Source organism: Streptomyces sp. NPDC053474, assembly GCF_044544845.1.
GTDB lineage: Bacteria > Actinomycetota > Actinomycetes > Streptomycetales > Streptomycetaceae > Streptomyces.
The window spans coordinates 464,076-482,596 of the sequence record NZ_JBITXV010000005.1 but is presented as its reverse complement, the minus strand read 5'-3'; the positions used below and the strand labels follow the sequence as shown (position 1 = coordinate 482,596).

The following is an 18,521-nucleotide window of genomic DNA, read 5'->3' as shown; positions in this document are numbered from 1 at the left end:
GTGCCGCGTGGTCGTCGATGCTGCGTACGCGTCGTCCCGGGCGACCACGGCCGCCGCGCTTATCTTGGAACGACCGTTTCAGGATGGTGGTGGCCCCGTACGGGCGTCAAGGGCTAACTTGGAACGGCCAGTTCAGGAATCGACCGGGGGAGGGCGCGGTGCCCGACATCAAGCACTTCGACCCCGACGCGGCCCTGGAGCGCGTCGAGCGCCTCTTCTGGCGGCTCGGCGCCGCCACCGTCTCCATCCAGACCGTCACCGCCGAGACGGGACTCAACCGCTCCAGCCTGTACGCCACCTTCGGCGGCAAGCGCCAGCTCTACTTGGCCGCGCTGCGCCGCTACGTGCGCGAGCGCGCGCGCCCGGCGTGCGAACGCCTCGCGGGCGACGGGCGCGGCCTGCCCGCGATCCAGGAGGCCTTCGACGGCCTGATCGAGCAGCGCTGCCGCGGCGAGTACGCGGGCTGGGGCTGCATGCTCGTCAACGCCTACGCGGGCGGCGAGGCCGAGGACCCCGACGTCCGCGCCGTCCTGGACGACCACCACCGGCGGCTGCGGGAGGCGATGGCGGGCGCCCTGGCATCGGCCCGCGCCGAGGGTCAGCTCGCGCCGGGGGTGGACCTCGATGCCACCGCCGAGACGCTGGTCCTGCTCGCGTACGGCGTGAACCTGCGCTCGCGCGCCGGTGCCGGTACGGAGGCGCTGCGGCGCACGGTGGCGGCGACGCTGGCGGGGCTGCGGGCCCCGGCGGCCCGGGCCGACTGACCCGCCCCCGAGCGGCACCGCAGGCGCCGTGACCGGCACCTCCGTGGCGCCTGGCGGCGCCAAACGCCCCTTCCGCCCCTCCCGTGATGCCCTTAAGGGCAGTGTCCAGCGCCCGGCTGGCGCCTGCGGCGCACGCTGCTCCGGCGTACTCCGGTACGAATAACAGCAGCTCAGAAGGCATGCGGCGGCAGGGGTACCTCCGCTGCGCGCCCCCCTTCACGCCCCGTGGCACCACCCTTGCGCCAAGCAGGCTTGCATTGGCGCCATCGTGATGCCATGCTGGCGTCATGAAGTTCAGGCCGCCCACGGGCGGCGCCGGACCCCACGATCGGAACAGGACGGCCATGCCTACCTTCGACACCCCCGAACCGCTCTCCGCCCTCGTCGAGTTCGACATGGGCACCGCCCGCTTCACCGCCACCAAGCGCCTCGACACCGTCGTCACGGTGGCGCCGACCGACGACGGCGAGAGCGCCGACGTGAAGGCCGCGCAGCAGGTCGAGGTCTCGTGCGTCGACGGCCGCCTGGTCGTCAAGGGCCCCAAGCAGCGGTCCGTGTTCGGCAAGAGCGGCTCGGTGGAGGTCACCGTGGAGCTGCCGTCAGGATCGGACGTCCGGGGCGTGACCGCCGCCGGTTCCTTCTGGACCGAGGGCCGCCTCGGGGACTGCCGCTTCGAGTCGTCCGCCGGTGACATCACCGTCGCGGAGACCGGCGCGGCCTACCTCAAGACCGGCTTCGGCGCGGTCCGCCTCTCGCGGGCCACCGGCGACGTCGAGGTCGAGGCGGCGGGCCAGGTCGACCTCGGCGACATCACCGGCACCGCCACCGTCCGGAACCACAAGAACGACACCAGCATCGGCGAGATCACCGGCGACCTGCGCGCCACCACCGCCAACGGCAACATCTACGTGGGCGTCGCGCACGCCGCCGTCGACGCCAAGGCCGACAACGGCAGCATCAAGCTCGCCGACGTCGCCCGCGGCCGCGTCACCATGGAGGCCGCCATCGGCGACCTGGAGGTCGGCATCCGCGACTCCAGCGTCGCCTGGCTGGAGGCCAACTCCCAGTTCGGCGCGGTGCGCAACGCGCTCGGCTCCGCCGCGGGCCCCGCGCCGGGCGCCGAGACCGTCGAGATTTCGGCCCGCACCGGCTACGGCGACATCGTGGTCCGCTCCGCCTCCGCCTGACGCGCCCCCGCCCCGGGGCGCCCACAGCACCGGCTCTCACCAGCCACGGAAGAATCGAAGCAAGGAGGCGGCACGATGACTGCCACCACCGGTTTGACCGCTCCGCCGAAAGCGATCGCCGCACAAGGGCTGCGCAAGGCGTACGGCGAGAAGGTCGTGCTCGACGGGATCGACCTGAGCGTCGCGCCCGGCACGACCTTCGCGCTCCTCGGTCCGAACGGTGCGGGCAAGACGACCACCGTGCAGATCCTCTCCACCCTGATCGCCCACGACGGGGGCACGGCCCAGATCGCGGGCCACGACCTGGTCCGCCACGCGGACGCGGTCCGCAAGTCCATCGGCGTGACGGGGCAGTTCGCCGCGGTGGACGGCCTGCTGACCGCCGAGGAGAACATGCTCCTCATCGCGGACCTGCTGCACCTCGACCGGGCCGAGGGCAGACGCCGCGCCGCCGAACTCCTGGAGCGCTTCGAGATCGCCGACGTGGCGCGCAAGCCCGCCTCGACCTTCTCCGGCGGCATGCGCCGCAAACTGGACCTGGCGATGACGCTGGTCGGCCGCCCGAGCGTGATCTTCCTCGACGAGCCGACGACCGGCCTCGACCCGCGCAGCCGCCGCACCATGTGGGACCTGATCCGCGACCTGGTCGCGGGCGGCACCACCATCTTCCTGACCACGCAGTACCTGGAAGAGGCCGACCAACTGGCCGACCGCATCGCGGTGCTCGACGGCGGGAAGATCGTCGCCGAGGGCACCGCCGAAGAGCTCAAGCGCCGCATCCCCGGCGGCCACATCCGCCTGCGCTTCAACGACATCCACCAGCTGAACGCCGCCACCGACCGCCTCGCCCTGTCCACCGTCACGCGCGACGACGACGAGCTCACGCTCCAGGTCCCCAGCGACGGCAGCATCCCCGTGCTGCGCGCCGTCCTCGACGTCCTGGAGGGCTCCGGCATCCAGGCGGAGGCGCTCACCGTGCACACCCCCGACCTGGACGACGTCTTCCTGTCCCTGACCGGCCAGGACCGCAGGACCGTCGCCGCGGGCACCGCCGTGAAGGAGGCTCAGCGATGAGCACCACCAGCTACGCGCTGCGCGACTCGATGACGATGCTGCGCCGCAACCTCAAGCACGCCCAGCGGTACCCCTCGCTGACCCTGTCGGTCGTGGTCCTGCCGGTCCTGATGCTGCTGATGTTCGTCTACGTCTTCGGCGCCCCGCTGGGCGACGGCATCGACGTACCCGGCGTCGGCGGCGGTGGCGGCCGGGACGTGTACACCAACTACATCACCCCCGGCATCCTCCTGATGGCCATCGCCACCAGCTCGATCGCCACGGCCGTCTCGGTGTGCACCGACATGACCGAGGGCATCATCAACCGCTTCCGGACGATGTCGATCTCCCGGGCCTCGGTCCTCGTCGGACACGTCCTCGGCAACGTGGTGCAGACCGCGGTCAGCCTCCTGCTCATCGTGTGCGTCGCCCTCGCGGTCGGCTTCCGCTCCAACGCGCACGTCCTGGAGTGGGCGGCGGTCCTCGGCCTGCTGCTGTTCCTGGCGTTCGCGCTCGCCTGGCTCTCGGCGGCGATCGGCCTCGGCTCCGAGAGCGTGGAGACGGCCTCCAACGCGCCGCTGCCGCTGGCGTTCCTGCCCTTCCTGGGCTCGGCGGTGGTCCCGCCCGACTCGATGCCCGCCGGGATCCGCTGGTTCGCGGAGTACCAGCCCTTCACGCCGATCACCGAGACGGTACGCGGGCTGCTCCTGGGCACCGAGATCGGCAACGACGGCTGGATCTCCCTGGCCTGGCTGACCGCCCTGACCGTACTCGGCTACGCGTGGGCCAAGGCCTCCTTCAACCGGGTCGCCAACCGCTGAGCCCCCGGGTACCGGATCAACCTCAGACGACCCAGCGCGGCCGGTGCGCGGCCGTCGGCAGTGGCCGGTCGTCGGCGAGCGCGGCGGCCAGCCGGCGCACGGCCTCGCGCAGCGCGTCCGGGCTGGTGGTGAACGGGATGCGCAGCCGCTGCTCGAACACGCCGGGGTCGGCGGCGAAACAGGCACCGCCCTCGATCCGCACGCCGTAGTCCAGGGCCCGTTCGGCGAGCGCGGCGGAGACGGGCGCGCCCAGGTCCGCCCAGAGCGAGAGCCCGCCGGGCGGCTGCCGCCAGGTCCACCCCGGCAGGTGCGCGGCGAGCGCCCCGGTGAGCGCGTCCCGCTGCTCGCGCAGGCGCGCGATCCGCTCCGGCACCGAGGTGTCCGCCCGCTCCAGGAAGTACAGGGCGAGGAACTGGTCCACGACCGGGCCGCCCAGGTCGCCCGCGACGCGCTGGGCGGCCAGCTCGGTCACGAGCCGCGCGGGCGCGCGCAGCCAGCCGACGCGCAGGCCGCCCCAGTGGCTCTTGCTCATCGAGCCGACGGTGATGACCTGCGCGGCCGCCCCGGGCGCGGCGTGCGTGGCGGTGGGGCGCGGGGCCGGGACGTCCAGGGCGAGGTCCGCGAGGGTCTCGTCGACGACCAGCCAGGTGCCGCAGCGGTGCGCGGCGCGCAGCACCCGGGCCCGGGTGGCGTCCGGCATGAGCAGCCCGGTGGGGTTGTGGAAGTCGGGGATGAGGTAGGCCAGTTGGGGCACGGCCTGGCGCAGCGTCGACTCGACGAGCTCCGCGTCCCAGCCGTCGTCGGCCATGGGGACGGACACCGGGCGGAGCCGGGCGCGGCGCAGCGCCTCCAGGGCGTTCGGGTACGAGGGGCTCTCGACCAGGATCCGGTCGCCCGGGCTTGAGAGGAGCCCGAGGACCAGCGTGAGCGCGTGCTGGGCGCCGGAGGTCACCAGGATCTGCTCGGGCACGGTGGCGAGGCCGCGCCGGGTGAACCGTTCGGCGACGGCGGCCCGCAACTCCGGCAGCCCGTACGGGTGGTAGCCCGGGCTCCGCGTGTGCGCGGCGATCCGGGGCGCGGCCGTGGCGAGCGCGTCGGTCACGGTGTGCTCGGGCAGCCCCGGCGCCGCCCTGGCCAGGTCGATGGCGGCGTCCGGCGGCGCGAGGGCGCGGGTGACCCCGCTGGGCGCCCGCCCCTCGGGCAGCGCGGTCCAGGTGCCGGAGCCCCGGCGGCTGTGCGCGTAGCCGCTCTCGCGCAGCAGGTCGTAGGCGGCGGTGACGGTGGGCCTGCTGACCCCGAGCGCCAGGGCCAGCTCCCGCTCCGCGGGCAGCCGCACCCGCAGCGCGATCCGCCCGTCGAGCACCAGGTCGCCGATGGCCTGGGCGAGGTGCCGGTAGGCGGGCCGGGCGTCCGCCGCGCCGGGCAGCAGCGCGGCGAGCTGCTGACTGCCCAGATTCCGCTCGGCCATACCACTCCCCGAAGATTGGCCATGCTTTCAAGGCCAATGACTGTACAGACTCCTGGCCATGGGCAAGGGGCCTGCGGGGCGCCGTGCCCGGGGCCCATGCCTGGCGAGGTCGGGGGGCCCACCGGGCGGCAGGCGAAAGGGAGGAGCGGGGCGTGGGACTTGAGACGGGGCAGCAGCGGAAGGCGCGGGGCGCGGAGGTGGCGCGCGAGGGCGGGCGGGGCGCGGGGCCGGGGGCGGCGGGCGAGGGCGGGCGGGGCGCGAGGCCGGGGGCGGCGGGCGAGGGCGGGCGGCTGCGGGGTCAGGCCCGGCGCACACCGCCCCTGACCTACCTCCCGTTCGCCGAGCGCCCCCTGCGCCGGGTCCCCCAACTCCTCGTCGGCCTGGCCCTGTACGGCTTCAGCATCGCGCTCACGGTCAGAGCCGCCCTGGGCGTCAACCCGTGGGCCGTCCTGAACCAGGGCCTGGAGCGGCACACTCCGCTCAGCTTCGGCGCGCTGACCACGCTGGTGGGCGCGGCCGTCCTCGCCCTGTGGATCCCGCTGCGGCAGAAGCCGACCTTCGGCACCTTCGCCAACATCGCCCTGGTGGGCGTGGTGGCGGACGCGGGCCTCTGGCTCGTCCCCGAGCCCGCGGGCCTCCCGGCGCGGATCGCCCTCCTGACGGCGGGCATCCTCCTGAACGGCTTCTCGATCGGCGTCTACGTGGGCGCCCGCTTCGGCCCCGGGCCCCGCGACGGCCTGATGACCGGCCTGACCGCCGCGACCGGCCGCTCCCTGCGCACGGTCCGCACCGCCATCGAGCTCACCGTCCTCGCCGCGGGCTGGCTCCTCGGCGGCACCGTGGGCGTCGGCACGGTCCTGTACGCCGTCGCGGTGGGCCCGGTGGCCCAGTTCTCCGTACCGAAGTGGGCGTACGCGCCGTGACGGCCGCGGGGGCTCAGTTCAGCCGGGCCCGCAGGAGGCAGAACTCGTTGCCCTCGGGGTCGAGCAGGACGTGCCACTGCTCCGTGCCGCTCTGGCCGATGTCGGCCGGGTGCGCTCCGAGCTTCAGGAGGCGTTCGAGCTCGGCGTCCTGGTCGCGGTCGGTGGCGTTGACGTCGAAGTGCAGCCGCAGCTGGCCCGACTTGGGCTCGTCGGTGGGGACGAAGACCAGGGTCGGCTGGAGTCCGCCGAACCCTTCGCGCGGGCCGATCTCCACCGCGCCGTCATCCGTGTCGAGCTCGACGAAGTCCAGCACCTCGCACCAGAACGCCGCGAGACGCCGCGGCTCCAGGGCGGGAACGATCAGTTCAGAGATGCGACATGCCATGCCCGGCACCCTAGGCCGCGCCCACCACACGCAGCCAGCCATTAATGTGCCCGGCTCCGCGCGTGGTGATCCGGAGCGGCTCGGTTGGCCACTCCGAGCCGGACAGTTGGCGGGCGCTCCGTGACGGGCAAGCTCCGAAGGTGACCGCCTTTCTGAACCAACTGCCCGCACTCATAGGCGTCGTCGTCGGCGTTCTCGGAACGCTGCTCACAGCACGCCTCAATGACAGGGCACAGTGGGCACGCGCCCTCTCGGTGCGGTGGGACGAGCGGCGGCTGGACGCCTACTCCGAGTTCGGCCGTGCGCTCAAAGAGGTCCACTTGCTCGCGCATCGCATCACGGCACCGTCGCGCCCGGCCTCGCGGGCGCATCCGATCGACCGGACCGCGGGACTTGAGCTGCTGGCCCAGGCTGACGCCCAGCGGACCAAGGCGTGGGAGGGGGTGCTCCTGCTCGGCGACGCGGACACGGTCGCCGCCGCGCGCGACTGGCGTTGGGCAGTGCTGCAACTGGAGCGAGCGGCACGAGGGGTGGCCGACGACGACTTCGACTGGGTGGCCGCCGTGCGGCGCGCGGACGAAGGCCGGGACCGCTTCTACGTCGCCGCCCGAGCAGGCCTGACCGTGGGCAGCGGTGATGTGGCTCAAACGCGATGGCTCATCGACCGTCGGATGAACTCGTGACGTCCGAAGCGGCAGGACGCCCGCTCTCGGCGCGGAGGTGGCCGACTGGAGCACTCACCGGCCGACCGAGGCGCTCGGCCGCACGTGGCGTGGCGCACTTTTGCAAGCGGGCGCTTGCAATAGTTAGCAAGGCAGGGCACCATCGGGAACATGGCATCGCTCAACGTCGGCAATCTCGGTGAGTACCTGCGCGAGCAGCGGCGCAACGCGCAGCTGTCGTTGCGTCAGCTCGCCGATGCCGCCGGGGTGTCCAATCCGTATCTGAGCCAGATCGAGCGCGGGTTGCGCAAGCCGAGTGCCGAGGTGCTCCAGCAGGTCGCCAAGGCGCTGCGGATCTCCGCCGAGACGCTCTACGTCCGGGCCGGAATCCTCGACGAGAAGGAGCGGGACGAGCTGGAGACGCGCGCCGTCATCCTCGCCGACCCGTCCATCAACGAGCGGCAGAAGCAGGTGCTCCTGCAGATCTACGAGTCGTTCCGCAAGGAGAACGGCTTCGTGACCGCGCCCTCGGAGACGTCGCAGCCCTCGGCCACGGACGCGTACGCGTCGTCGTACTCGAACGGTTCCGGTCCCGAGAGCGCCCAGGACGGCGCACCGGCCCCCACCGCTGACGGACCCCGCACGGCCGGCGGCAGTGATGCCAACCCCGAGGGCCGTCGGCCCACGGGTGAACAGCCCCCCAGCTGAAGCCAATCCGGGAGGACCATCGTCATGCCCATCACCGACGAGGTGCGCAAGGCCGTCACCAACCCGACCCCCCTCTACTTCGTCGTCGGCGGCGCGGAACTCGCGCTCCAGCAGGCGAAGAAGGTGCCCGGCGCCCTCGAACAGCTCGCCGCCGAGGCCCCCGCCCGCCTGGAGGCGGTGCGCAACACCAACCCCAAGGACGTCCAGGACCGGGCGGCCGCCCGCGCCAAGGAGGCCCGCGAGGCCATCCAGACCAAGGTGGGCGAGCTCATCGGCGTCCTGGACACGGACCTGAAGCGCATCGGTGAGAACGCCCAGGACTTCGCCCTGCGCGGCGTCGGCGTCGCCGTCGAGTACGCGGTCCAGGCGCGCGAGACGTACGAGAAGGTCGCCGAGCACGGCGAGCAGACCGTGCGGAACCTGCGCGGCGAGGCCGCCGACGAGCTCGTGGAGATCGCCGACACCGTCGAGCCCGACGCGCCTGAGGGGTCTGAGGCGTCCGAGGCGTCTGAGGCGAAGACGGGCGAGGGCGAAGGCGCCGCCGCCACGGACGCCTCCGCCGCGGAGAAGGGCGAGGGCACCGAGGCCCGCAAGCCCGCCGCGAAGAAGACGGCCACCAAGAAGACGGCCGCGAAGAAGACCGCGCCGCCCGCCGAGTAGGACCGCTCGGGTCCGGGCCCGCCCACACGGCCGGGCACTCCCGGAGTGCCCGGTCCGTTGTGCGGGTAGCGGTACCGTGACGTCGTACGGACGGCACGGGAGTCGTGCTGAATTCGCCGAGACTGGTGGTGGACGTTGTGCTGATGCAAGGGTTCGCGAACTTCATGTGGCTGCTGTCGCTGGCCCTGATCGTGTTCAGCGGATTCGCGCTCATCGACGCCGCCGTCCGGCGGGAGGACGCCTATCGGGCGGCCGACAAGAAGACCAAGCCGTTCTGGCTGATCATCCTCGGGCTCGCCTTCGTGGTGAACCTGATCTTCAACGTGCTGTCGTTCCTGCCGATCATCGGCCTCGTCGCCACGATCGTGTACATGGTCGACGTACGCCCCGCCCTTCGCCAGGTCATGGGCGGGGGCGGCGGCCGCCGCGGCTCCAGCAGCGACGGTCCGTACGGCCCGTACAACGGCGGGCGCTGACGTCCCGCCTCGCGCCGACCCTCCGGACAGGCCCTAGCGCTCGTCGCCCCGCTCGTGGGCCGGTTCGCGGTCCAGGAGCAGGACCGCCACGTCGTCGGTCAGCTCGCCGCCGTTGAGCTCCCGCACCTCGGTCACGGCCGCCTCCAGGAGCGCGTCGCCGCGCAGGCCCGCCGCGAGCTTGCGGCGCACCATCTCCACCATGCCGTCCTGCCCGAGCCGCTGGTTGCCGCGGCCGATCCGGCCCTCGATGAGGCCGTCCGTGTAGAGCATCAGGCTCCAGGTCCCGCCGAGCTGCACCTGCTGGCGCGGCCAGCGGGCGCGCGGCAGCAGACCGAGCGCCGGGCCGCCGTTGTCGTACGGCAGCAGCTCGGCCGGCAGGCCGGGGCGGGCGACCAACGGCGCCGGGTGACCGGCCAGGCACAGGCCCGCCCGGCGGCCGTCCGGCGCGATGTCGACCGTGCACAGCGTCGCGAAGATCTCCTCGTTCGCCCGCTCGTGCTCAAGGACCTTCTGCAACGTGGACAGGAGCTCGTCGCCGACCAGGCCCGCGAACGTCAGGGCCCGCCAGGCTATGCGCAGCTCCACGCCGAGCGCCGCCTCGTCGGGGCCGTGGCCGCAGACGTCGCCGATCATCACGTGCACCGAGCCGTCGGGGGTGCGCACCGTGTCGTAGAAGTCGCCGCCGAGCAGGGCGCGGGAGCGGCCCGGACGGTAGCGCGACGCGAACCGCAGCGGTGACCCTTCGAGCAGCGGCGTCGGCAGCAGGCCCCGCTCCAGGCGGGCGTTCTCCTGGGCGCGCAGCCGGGACTCGGTGAGCTGCCGCTGCGCGGCGTCCGCGCGCTTGCGCTCCACCGCGTACTGGATCGCGCGGCTCAGGAGACGGCCGTCCAGCTCGTCGCGGAACAGATAGTCCTGGGCGCCGACCCGCACCGCCCGCGCGCCGCGCTCGGCGTCGCCCGACGTGGTCAGGGCGAGGACGGCGTGCCGGGGCGCGAGGCGGAGCACGTGCCGCAGCGTGGTCAGCTCGTCGGCGTCGGCGGGCGCCCGGTCCGCGCCGCGCTCGGCGTCGTACGCCGGGGTGCCGTACGCCGGTGTGCCGCCCGTGCCGCCCGTGCCGCCCGTGCCGCCGTTCGGCGCCGGGCCGTCGGGCAGGGCGAGGTCGAGCAGGATGCAGTGCACGTCGTCCGTGAGCAGCCGCTCGACCTCGGTGAGGTTGCGGGCGGCGCGGATGCGGATGGGCCTGCCCGTGGAGTCCACCAGCTCGGGCAGGCTCAGCGAGCCGCCCGGGTCGTCCTCGATGAGCAGCAGGGTGAGCCCGGGGCTCGCGGAGGTGCCGGGGCCGCCCGTGCCGCCGGCGCGGCCGGAGCCGTCCGGGGACGCGTCGGGCGTCGGCACCGCCGGTGCCTGACCGCCTGCCGCGGCCGGGACCGCTCTCTGCCGCGGTATGGGTACGGGCATGCGTTGAGTTCCTTCCCTCCCCCCGAGGGCACGGTGGGGCGACGGTCGCACGCCCCACACCAGACGGGGACCATAGCGGTAGCCGAGGGCACGGGGGAATGCGGCGCGGCACCCGGCAGACGGCATATGCCGCGCCCTGGACCGCAATGGGGCACGAACCCGCTTCGACTGGGATGACGAACATCACGCCCGCGGGGTTGAGCGGGGCGGTACCTCGTGCGCTGGGTCACAGGCGTGCGCGGCACACCGTACGCGGTGTGCGGCGGGACCCCTCCCGGATGCGGCCGAATGGCCCGGCCGGGCGCCGCTGAATGGCTCAGATTCCGCGGTGGGAGGCCTCCGGGCGGGGCGCCCGTGCCTCCGGCCGGGGCGGCTGCCGACCGGGCACCTCCGGGCGGGGCGGCGGTGCCTCGGGCCGGGGCGGCTGCGGGGCGGCGGTGCCTCCGGTCAGGTCGGGGGCGCCCCCGGCCGGGTCAGCGGTCCGGGCGGACGACCCCGAGGATCTCCATCGAGCCCGCCCCCGCGATCGTCACGCTCCGCCCCGGCCGGGGCGCGTGCACGATGGCGCCGTCGCCCACGTACATCCCCACGTGGCTGGCGTCCTTGTGGTAGATGATCAGGTCGCCGGGGCGCATGTTCTTCACGTCGACGTGAGGCAGGCGCTTCCACTGCTCCTGCGAGGTGCGCGGGATGCCGCGGCCCGCGGCCGCCCAGGCCCGGGAGGTGAGCCCCGAGCAGTCGTACGACTTCGGGCCCTCGGCCCCCCAGACGTACGGCTTGCCGATCTGGGCCGTGGCGAAGGCGACGGCCTTCCTGCCGCGCGCGGTCGCGTCGCCCTTGAGGTCCTTCAGTATCCCGGTGTCGACCCACGCCGACTGCTGCTTGAGGGCGGCCTCCTCCTCCAGCTCGCGCAGCCGCTCGCGCTCCTTCTTCTCCAGGCGCGACTCCAGCTTCTCGGCGGCGGCGATCCTCTCCTTGATCTTCCGCTTCGCCGCGGCCTTGGCCTTGCGGCCCGCCTCCAGCTTGCGCCACTGGGCGGCGGCGTCCTTGGCGTACGTCTTCAGATCGGCCTGGGTCCGGCCCATCTCCGTGAGCAGCGACTTCGTGCCGTGCTGGCCCTGGCGCAGGCGGCCCGCGCCGTCCAGGAACCGCTCGGGGCTGTCGCTCAGGAGCAGCCGGGCCTGGTCGGGGATGGAGCCGCCGCGGTACTGCGCGCGGGCGGCGGCGCCCGCCTGGGCCTTGAGTCTGTCCAGCTTCCGCTGGCCCTTGTCGATGTCGCGGGCGAGCCGGGCGATCTCCTTGGACTGCCGGTCGGCCTTCTCCTCCGCCGCGTTGTACGCGTCCGTGGCCGTGCCCGCTTCGCGGTAGAGCCGGTCGATCTTCTTGCGGACCTGCTCAAGAGGTGTGTCCCCGGCGGGTGTCGGCGGGCCGGGCGGGGTGGGGTCGGCGGGGCTCGCGAACGCCGCGCCGGGCGCGCCGAGCACCACCGCCGCGCAGACCAGAGCCACGGCTGTCGCCGTCGAATACCGCGTGCCGGACACGCTCCACCCCCACAGCAGATCCATCGGTCAAAGCTGATTTACCGTCAGTAACCCCGCGACGTCCTCGGGATGGTGCCATGCCCGCGCCCATTGCGACAGGGGTGCGTGGCAACTCCCGTTCCCCTCCTGCCTCGTGTGACGAACGGCACGCGGTGATCGTTCCCCTGCGTCGAACGTTCACTCGCGGTGAACGGACGGCGCCACCCGATGCGTTGGACCGCCCTGGGGCGCGGGCCGCGCGCCGCCCGGGCGTGCGGCCGCTCCGGAGCGCGGGCCGTACGCCCCGGGCGCCTCATGCTCCGTGGGTCGTACGCCCGGGGCGCTACGTCGCGGCTGGGGCGACTGCGCACCCGCCGCGTTGCGCCAGTGTGAAGAACTTGTGCATGGCGTTGCGAGATCGTTGGTAGCGTCCCGAGCATGGCATCCGATTTCGGTAGTGACTTAAGGAAGCTGCTCGCCCAGCTGAGCGCCTTCCCCATTGGCGACAAGGACTACGTCTCCTACTTCGTCAATGACAGTGGGGAGCGATTGATCTTCGTTCAGAAGTGGGGCGAAGGAGCAGCCACGCTGCTTCACTCGGACCTGGATTGGGAGCCGAAGCCGGTCAAGGGGTTCACGACCACGATGGCTGACACCGTGACTCCCGCTCAGAAGAAGACTCTGGAGAACGTGAGCATTGACGGCGGGTTGTTCAGCACGCCCATGTGCGGGAGCACCATCCTCGGCACGGACGAGGCGAAGTGGCTGGACGCGTGCTATTCGGCCAGCGAACCTCTACGGGATGTCAGCTAGCTTGCTAGGCCGTCCGAGGGCGCTCGGCAGTGTTCAACACCAACCGGCAACGACCGCCCAGATGCTGGCCAGGACTTCATGAACTCCGACAAGAATCAGGGCAAGAAGAAGTAAGCCCACGCCTTCCTCTCACACTCAAGGCCCCCACCTGCGGTTTCTCCTCGGTGGGGGCCTTGTCGCTGCGCTGGACCATGGCTGGCTCGGCCGGGGCGTCAGGTGATGCGTGGCTCGAGGAGTTCGAGGGCCTCCTGCCACTGGAAGCGGGCCGCTCCGCCGCCCGCCTTGGGCGGGTGGGGTTCGTACGAGCCGATGAGGACGTCCATCGCTCGCAGCCGGTCCAGGCTCTGGCGGTAGGCGGGGTGTGCCGCCTGCGCGGCGTTGAGGTAGGGCAGGGCGGCGGTGGGGATGCCCATGCCGTAGGCCTCGCACAGGATGCCGAGGGCGAGGGTGTCGGAGGTGCCCGCGGCCCATTTGTTGATGGTGTTGAAGCTGGCCGGGGCTACGGCGATGGCGTCTGCGGGTGGGAGGGGGCGGGGCTCTTCAGGGGTGCGCCAGGCGGCGCGGATCGGGTAGCCCGTCTGCGCCTCGACGGCTGCGGTGTCGAGGAAGCCGAGGGCTTGCGGGGTGGCGACGACCCCGACGCCCCAACCCCGCTCCTGCGCGGCGGTGATCAGCTCACCGACGTCGGGGGCGACGCCGCACGCGCACACGACGACGTAGAGAAATGGCCTCTCGTCCGAGTTGGCGGCCGAGTCGTCAGTCACGTGATGGCTCCCAGTGTGCGGTGGAAGTGGTGCAGCTCGGGCAGCGTACGGCGGGCGTCGCGGGCAGCTATGTCCGCGACCAGCTCGCGCACGGCCGGGCGACGGACGTCCTGCGCGGCGCAGCGCTCGGCGATACGCAGCGCCCGGTAGGCGTCGGGGAGGCGTTCCTGCTGGGTATAGGCGCGGGCCGTCTCCACCCAGAGGGCGGCGCGGCGCTCGGGCACCGGGATGCGGCGGCGCAGGAGCGGACGGGCGGCCCGGAGGGCGAGGCCGGCGTCGCCGAAGGCCACCAGAGCACTGAGCTCGTGCAGCGCGACGTTGGTGGAACTGAAGTTGGCCCACGCGTCGGGTCGGTCGGCGTGGACGTATCGAGCCGCCTCACCGGCCTCGGCGAGGAAGTCCTCGGCGGACGCCCGGTCACCGGCGCCGCTCGCGGCCGTCGCCCCGCGCAGGAGGAGCAGGCCGACGGCCGCCAGGTGCTTCGGGGAGCGGCGGTCGTACGAGCCCGTGAGCTGATCGGCGGTGTGCCGGACGAGGGCGACGGCCTGCTCGGTGTGCTTCTCGCGGGCCAGTGCGTGGGCCTGGACACGGACGCTGGAGGCGAGGACCACCGGGTCGCGCCGGAGCGCTCCGCCTCGGCCATGGCCCGGCCGACCGCGAGCCAGGCGTTGCCCTGGTCGTGCTGTTTGAGGAGCAGGCTGGCCGAGGTCTGATAGGCCGTGGCCAGTAACGCGGACAGGGCATCGCCGTCCGTCGCGTCCCGGGACGCGCACCTGAGGTCGGCGATCAGAGCGGGCAGAACGCCTTCCAACTCGCTGTACTCGCAGGCGTAGAAGAGTCTGCGGGCCGTGCCGATACGTTCGTCAAGACGCGGCAGGTCCAAGGCGACGCCCGTGCCCTCCGGGCTCATGGCGGGCAGGAGCGCCTGGACCAGGTCGTGGCGGGCGGGCTTCGGGGCAGGTGCGACGGTGGGCGCGGCGAGTGCGGCGATGCTCGCCGTGAGGAAGGCGCGGCGTTGCAGGTCCTCGCCCCCGGAGCGTGACGCGGCCGGTCCCGGAGTGGGTGCGAGGCCCAATCTCCCCTGCGGGATGCCGAGTTCCTGAGCGACGGCCCGCAGGACGCGAATGTCCTCCGTGCCATGCCCGCGCTCCAAGCGGCTCAGCTTCGACTGGTGGTAGCCCAGCTCGGAGGCGACGTCGTGCTGCGAGCGTCGCTGCAGCACCCGCGCCCGACGGATCTCCTCGCCGATCCGTCTCGATTCACCGTGTGCTTCGACCATCTGCCACGGCCCCTTTCCACCGCCGCCGATCATGCCCGCTCAACCGAGCGTAAATCAGGACCATTTCGCCGTTATGCAGTTCTCGCATAACCGATGCGACGCCGCCCTCCGGGCCAACCCCACCTCGCAGCCGCCTGGTTGCGTGAGGTGGCCGCACCCCTTCCGGAGGTCACCCATGGCAGAACCTCGCCTCGCTCTCTGCGTGCCCGTCACCCCAGGCTCGGTGACCACGACCCGCCACCGGGTCGTACGGGCCATACACGGCTGGGAGCCGAAGCTGGAGCCCGATGTGGTCGACACCGCCGAGCTCGTACTCAGCGAACTCCTGACCAACGCGGTACGGCACACCGGCACGGCCCGGGTCTCCGTGAGCGCGCGACTCCTCGAGACCGCCCTGCGCATCGAGGTCCACGACTCCGGCCGGGCCCTGCCCCGGGTCTCCACCCCTAGCACCACGAGCGAGCACGGCCGCGGCCTGCTCCTGGTGGCCGCGTTGGCCGCGCGCTTCGGAGCGGAACCCACCTCTACGGGCAAACAGGTATGGGCCGAGGTCTCCCTTCGGCCCTCTGACATTGGGCTGCACAGTCGGCCCTGAAGCCAGGGCACTTGAGTCACTCTTCACCGCTGGCTCAAGACGGCTCACTCCAGTTTCCGGGCACGGTCACCTGGGGTCCCAGAAGGGGCACGCTGCGGGCTCCAATCGAAAGCCGCCTCAGCGACCCCCATGTACGACTACCATCAACGGATGGGTGGACTGCAACGTGATGATTTCAGCGCAAAAACGAAGGCTACTTTGGCAGCCAGAGCTGGACACCGGTGCAGCAATTCAACATGCCGTCGCCTGACCACTCGCCCAGCATGGCAGGACCTTGAGGCGTTCACCAATCTTGGCGAGGCTTGCCACATTTTTGCCGCCAGCCCGCAAGGTCCCAGATATAACGCGTCAATGACATCAGCCGAGCGCGGTTCAATTCAGAACGGCATCTGGCTGTGCAGGTCGTGCGCAAAGATTATCGACAGCGAGCCTGATGCATACCCTGCAGAAGCACTGATGGCATGGAAGCGGCATGCAGAAGCTAGGGCGGCGCGAGACGCAACAGCAGCAGTCGACCAGGTCGGAGTTTTGCTTGCAGACATCACCGCAACACGCGACCTGTTGATCTCCTTCTGCGGGGACTGGCAGCGCAACGAACCAGAGTTGCCTTTCAGCATCCCGTTCGAAGAGCGAACCTCACGAGACATCGCTTATTCACGGGAACGCCTCCATGCATACCATGAGGAGGTTTCGCCTCACGTCACGAGAGTCCTAGTCACCGCTCGTCACATCTTGGGGCCAGATCATCAAGCGGTAGTCGAACTGGAGGAGGAAGCACCGCACGCCGCCGTAAACTACATCAGCATGCGCTATCTTGCCCAGCGTCTTGAGGAATTGCATTCCATTCTGGAGCTGCGTTAGAGCTGGGGCGCGTAGCGGAGGCCTGAGGCGAGATGTGTTCGGGTTCCTCTCGGCCGGGCAAGGGCGCTTGGCGGTGGCGCTACTCCACGGTGCCGGTGCGGGGCCGGGTGAGGTGGGTGAAGGCCTCCAGGTTGCGGGTTGATTCGCCGCGGGAGACGCGCCAGGCGTACTCCTTGCGGATCGCTGTCGCGAAGCCCAGTTCCAGGAGGGTGTTGAAGGAGCCGTCGGACGCTTCGAGGACGGAGCCGAGGAGGCGGTCCAGTTCGGCCGGGGTGACGGCGGCTAGGGGGAGCTTGCCGGTGACGTAGACGTCGCCCAGGGAGTCGATCGCGTAGCTCACGCCGTAGAGGCGGAGGTTGCGCTCCAGGAGCCAGCGGTGGACGGCCTCGTGGTTCTCGTCGGGGTGGCGGACGACGAACGCGTTCAGGGAGAGGGAGTGCTTGCCCACGCGCAGGGAGAGCGTCGTGGAGAGCTTGCGGGTGCCGGGGAGCGTGACCACGTACGAGCCCGGCTCGGGGGACTCCCAGTCGAGTTCCGCGTCGGCCAGGAACCGCTCGATCACCGTGTCAGGGGTCTCACCAGCCACCACGTCACCCATGGTGCGAGGGTACGCGACGGCGGTGGTCGTGCATCGCCGCGGTGTACACATCGGCGGTGGCGGACGCCGCCGTGCCCCAGCCGAAGGACTCCGCGTGCTGGGCGGCCGCCGTGCCCATGCGGTCGACCAGGTGGGGGTTGTCGGCGAAGTCGCCGAGCACGCGCGCGTAGTGGGCCGGTTCGTGGTCGGGGATCAGGAAGCCGGTGACCCCGTCGCGTACGGCGACCGGCAGGCCGCCCACCGCCGCCGCGAGGACCGGCGTGCCCGCCGCCTGCGCCTCGATGGCGACGAGCCCGAACGACTCGCTGTAGGAGGGCATGACGAGCAGGGAGGCCGCGCGGAACCAGTCCGCGAGCTGGTCCTGGCCGACGGGGGGCTGGAAGCGCACCACGTCCGCGATGCCCAGGCGGGCCGCCAGCTTCTGCAGGCCTTCGGGTTTGGCGAGGCCGCTGCCGCTCGGGCCGCCGACGATCGGGACGACGATGCGGCGGCGCAGCTCGGGGCGCTCGTCCAGGAGGACGGCCACCGCGCGAAGGAGTACGTCCGGGGCCTTGAGGGGCTGGATGCGGCCCGCGAAGAGCGGGACCAGGGCGTCCTGCGGCAGGCCCAGGCGGTGGCGGGCGGCGGCGCGGCCGTCGGCGGGGCGGAAGCGGTCGAGGTTGACGCCGGGGTGGACGACGGCGACCTTCCCGGGGTCGGCGTCGTAGTGCCGTACGAGTTCGTCGGCCTCTTCGGAGGTGTTGGCGACGAGCCGGTCGGCGGCGCGCACGATCTGGGTCTCGCCGATGACGCGGGCGGCGGGCTCGGGGGTGTCTCCGGAGGCGAGCGCCGCGTTCTTGACCTTGGCCATGGTGTGCATGGCGTGGACGAGCGGGGTGCCCCAGCGCTCGGCGGCGAGCCAGCCGACGTGGCCGCTGAGCCAGTAGTGCGAGTGCACGAGGTCGTAGTGGCCGGGGCGGTGGCCCGCCCAGGCGAGCATGACGCCGTGCGTGAAGGCGCACAGCTGGGCGGGGAGCTCCTCCTTGGCCAGGCCCTCGTAGGGGCCCGCGTCCACGTGGCGCACGAGGACGCCGGGGGCGAGCTCGACGACGGGCGGCAGCGCTCCCGTGGTGGCGCGGGTGAAGATCTCGACCTCGATGTTGATCTCGGCGAGACGCTTGGCGAGCTCCACGATGTAGACGTTCATGCCGCCCGCGTCGCCGGTGCCGGGCTGGTGCAGCGGCGAGGTGTGCACGCTGAGCATGGCGATGCGGCGGGGGCGGCGGGGCGTACCGGGAAGGCGCAGTCGGGCGGGCGCCGACGGGGCCGCTGGGAAGCGACGCCCGAGCCTGGTCACGTAGTGGCTCACGTGGCGGTCCTCCTTGGCCTTGGCAGCGGCGTCCTGGATCTCGTACGGCGGGCGCGGCGATATGGAGGGCGTACGAGGTCCTCTGAGGACGGCAACACCGGAACTTTCGCCTCCATTTCCTCTTTGCCAAAGCATTACCTTGGGGGTCTCAACCGTAGCCCTTGCTTACGCTTGCCCC

General features: G+C 72.0%; 19 protein-coding genes and 1 pseudogene. 12 read left to right on the top strand and 8 right to left on the bottom strand.

Annotated elements, in window-relative coordinates; genetic code table 11:
- Positions 1 to 158: 158 nt before the first annotated feature.
- The 4 genes from ACIG3E_RS15030 (at position 159) to ACIG3E_RS15015 (ending at position 3,825) form a co-directional block, all read left to right on the top strand.
- Entirely contained in the window at positions 159 to 764 is a 606-nt protein-coding gene (locus tag ACIG3E_RS15030; protein ID WP_399615666.1) for a TetR/AcrR family transcriptional regulator, read from the top strand.
- A 344-nt stretch (positions 765 to 1,108) separates the two neighbouring features.
- Positions 1,109 to 1,951: a DUF4097 family beta strand repeat-containing protein gene (locus ACIG3E_RS15025; RefSeq protein ID WP_399615664.1), complete on the top strand. Its 843-nt coding sequence runs from the start codon at positions 1,109 to 1,111 to the stop codon at positions 1,949 to 1,951.
- Positions 1,952 to 2,026: 75 nt separating this feature from the next.
- The gene (locus ACIG3E_RS15020; protein ID WP_399615661.1) at positions 2,027 to 3,025 is read left to right on the top strand and encodes an ATP-binding cassette domain-containing protein; all 999 of its coding nucleotides are present in this window, start codon (positions 2,027 to 2,029) and stop codon (positions 3,023 to 3,025) included.
- Positions 3,022 to 3,825, top strand: coding sequence for an ABC transporter permease (locus ACIG3E_RS15015; protein ID WP_399615659.1), 804 nt, complete (start codon positions 3,022 to 3,024; stop codon positions 3,823 to 3,825). Before ACIG3E_RS15020 ends, ACIG3E_RS15015 begins: the two co-directional genes overlap by 4 nt.
- Positions 3,826 to 3,847: 22 nt before the next feature.
- Here ACIG3E_RS15015 and ACIG3E_RS15010 read toward each other — a convergent pair whose 3' ends face one another.
- Positions 3,848 to 5,293 (bottom strand): PLP-dependent aminotransferase family protein, encoded by a 1,446-nt coding sequence (locus ACIG3E_RS15010; RefSeq protein WP_399615658.1) that lies wholly within the window; start codon positions 5,291 to 5,293, stop codon positions 3,848 to 3,850.
- Positions 5,294 to 5,445: 152 nt separating this feature from the next.
- Between ACIG3E_RS15010 and ACIG3E_RS15005 the strand changes: the two genes are divergently transcribed.
- The gene (locus ACIG3E_RS15005) at positions 5,446 to 6,216 is read left to right on the top strand and encodes a YitT family protein (RefSeq protein ID WP_399615656.1); all 771 of its coding nucleotides are present in this window, start codon (positions 5,446 to 5,448) and stop codon (positions 6,214 to 6,216) included.
- Positions 6,217 to 6,229: 13 nt separating this feature from the next.
- Here ACIG3E_RS15005 and ACIG3E_RS15000 read toward each other — a convergent pair whose 3' ends face one another.
- The gene (locus ACIG3E_RS15000; RefSeq protein ID WP_399615654.1) at positions 6,230 to 6,601 is read right to left on the bottom strand and encodes a VOC family protein; all 372 of its coding nucleotides are present in this window, start codon (positions 6,599 to 6,601) and stop codon (positions 6,230 to 6,232) included.
- A gap of 140 nt (positions 6,602 to 6,741) precedes the next feature.
- Between ACIG3E_RS15000 and ACIG3E_RS14995 the strand changes: the two genes are divergently transcribed.
- The 4 genes from ACIG3E_RS14995 (at position 6,742) to ACIG3E_RS14980 (ending at position 9,107) form a co-directional block, all read left to right on the top strand.
- On the top strand, positions 6,742 to 7,284 hold the full coding sequence (locus tag ACIG3E_RS14995; RefSeq protein WP_399615652.1) for a hypothetical protein: 543 nt from the start codon (positions 6,742 to 6,744) through the stop codon (positions 7,282 to 7,284).
- A gap of 150 nt (positions 7,285 to 7,434) precedes the next feature.
- Positions 7,435 to 7,971 carry a helix-turn-helix domain-containing protein gene (locus ACIG3E_RS14990; RefSeq protein WP_399615650.1) on the top strand — a complete coding sequence of 179 codons (537 nt, stop codon included), beginning with the start codon at positions 7,435 to 7,437 and terminating at the stop codon, positions 7,969 to 7,971.
- A 24-nt stretch (positions 7,972 to 7,995) separates the two neighbouring features.
- Positions 7,996 to 8,631: a hypothetical protein gene (locus ACIG3E_RS14985; protein ID WP_399615648.1), complete on the top strand. Its 636-nt coding sequence runs from the start codon at positions 7,996 to 7,998 to the stop codon at positions 8,629 to 8,631.
- Between the two features lie 143 nt (positions 8,632 to 8,774).
- The gene (locus tag ACIG3E_RS14980) at positions 8,775 to 9,107 is read left to right on the top strand and encodes a DUF2516 family protein (protein ID WP_171075786.1); all 333 of its coding nucleotides are present in this window, start codon (positions 8,775 to 8,777) and stop codon (positions 9,105 to 9,107) included.
- A 33-nt stretch (positions 9,108 to 9,140) separates the two neighbouring features.
- Here the strand turns inward: ACIG3E_RS14980 and ACIG3E_RS14975 are convergent, their stop codons facing one another.
- Together ACIG3E_RS14975 and ACIG3E_RS14970 are read right to left on the bottom strand one after the other, a co-directional pair.
- Positions 9,141 to 10,565 carry a PP2C family protein-serine/threonine phosphatase gene (locus ACIG3E_RS14975; RefSeq protein WP_399615645.1) on the bottom strand — a complete coding sequence of 475 codons (1,425 nt, stop codon included), beginning with the start codon at positions 10,563 to 10,565 and terminating at the stop codon, positions 9,141 to 9,143.
- A 473-nt stretch (positions 10,566 to 11,038) separates the two neighbouring features.
- Positions 11,039 to 12,130, bottom strand: a complete 1,092-nt coding sequence (locus ACIG3E_RS14970; RefSeq protein WP_399615643.1) for an NlpC/P60 family protein — start codon at positions 12,128 to 12,130, stop codon at positions 11,039 to 11,041.
- A 393-nt stretch (positions 12,131 to 12,523) separates the two neighbouring features.
- Between ACIG3E_RS14970 and ACIG3E_RS14965 the strand changes: the two genes are divergently transcribed.
- Positions 12,524 to 12,898, top strand: a complete 375-nt coding sequence (locus ACIG3E_RS14965) for a hypothetical protein (RefSeq protein WP_399615641.1) — start codon at positions 12,524 to 12,526, stop codon at positions 12,896 to 12,898.
- Positions 12,899 to 13,110: 212 nt separating this feature from the next.
- On the opposite strand, the gene ACIG3E_RS14960 is transcribed toward ACIG3E_RS14965, so the two are convergent.
- Positions 13,111 to 13,662 (bottom strand): flavoprotein, encoded by a 552-nt coding sequence (locus ACIG3E_RS14960; protein ID WP_399615639.1) that lies wholly within the window; start codon positions 13,660 to 13,662, stop codon positions 13,111 to 13,113.
- Positions 13,659 to 14,941, bottom strand: a pseudogene (locus ACIG3E_RS14955) (helix-turn-helix domain-containing protein). The gene ACIG3E_RS14960 and the pseudogene ACIG3E_RS14955 overlap by 4 nt, the downstream one beginning before the upstream one ends.
- 202 nt (positions 14,942 to 15,143) lie before the next feature.
- Between ACIG3E_RS14955 and ACIG3E_RS14950 the strand changes: the two are divergent.
- Both ACIG3E_RS14950 and ACIG3E_RS14945 read left to right on the top strand, forming a co-directional pair.
- Complete coding sequence (locus ACIG3E_RS14950) at positions 15,144 to 15,536, top strand: ATP-binding protein (RefSeq protein WP_399615637.1); 393 nt, start codon at positions 15,144 to 15,146, stop codon at positions 15,534 to 15,536.
- Between the two features lie 150 nt (positions 15,537 to 15,686).
- Entirely contained in the window at positions 15,687 to 16,397 is a 711-nt protein-coding gene (locus ACIG3E_RS14945) for a hypothetical protein (protein WP_399615635.1), read from the top strand.
- A 79-nt stretch (positions 16,398 to 16,476) separates the two neighbouring features.
- Here ACIG3E_RS14945 and ACIG3E_RS14940 read toward each other — a convergent pair whose 3' ends face one another.
- Positions 16,477 to 16,995: a YbjN domain-containing protein gene (locus ACIG3E_RS14940; protein WP_399615633.1), complete on the bottom strand. Its 519-nt coding sequence runs from the start codon at positions 16,993 to 16,995 to the stop codon at positions 16,477 to 16,479.
- Positions 16,988 to 18,343, bottom strand: coding sequence for a D-inositol-3-phosphate glycosyltransferase (gene mshA, locus ACIG3E_RS14935; protein ID WP_399615631.1), 1,356 nt, complete (start codon positions 18,341 to 18,343; stop codon positions 16,988 to 16,990). The genes ACIG3E_RS14940 and mshA overlap by 8 nt, the downstream gene beginning before the upstream one ends.
- Between the last annotated feature and the right edge of the window lie 178 nt (positions 18,344 to 18,521).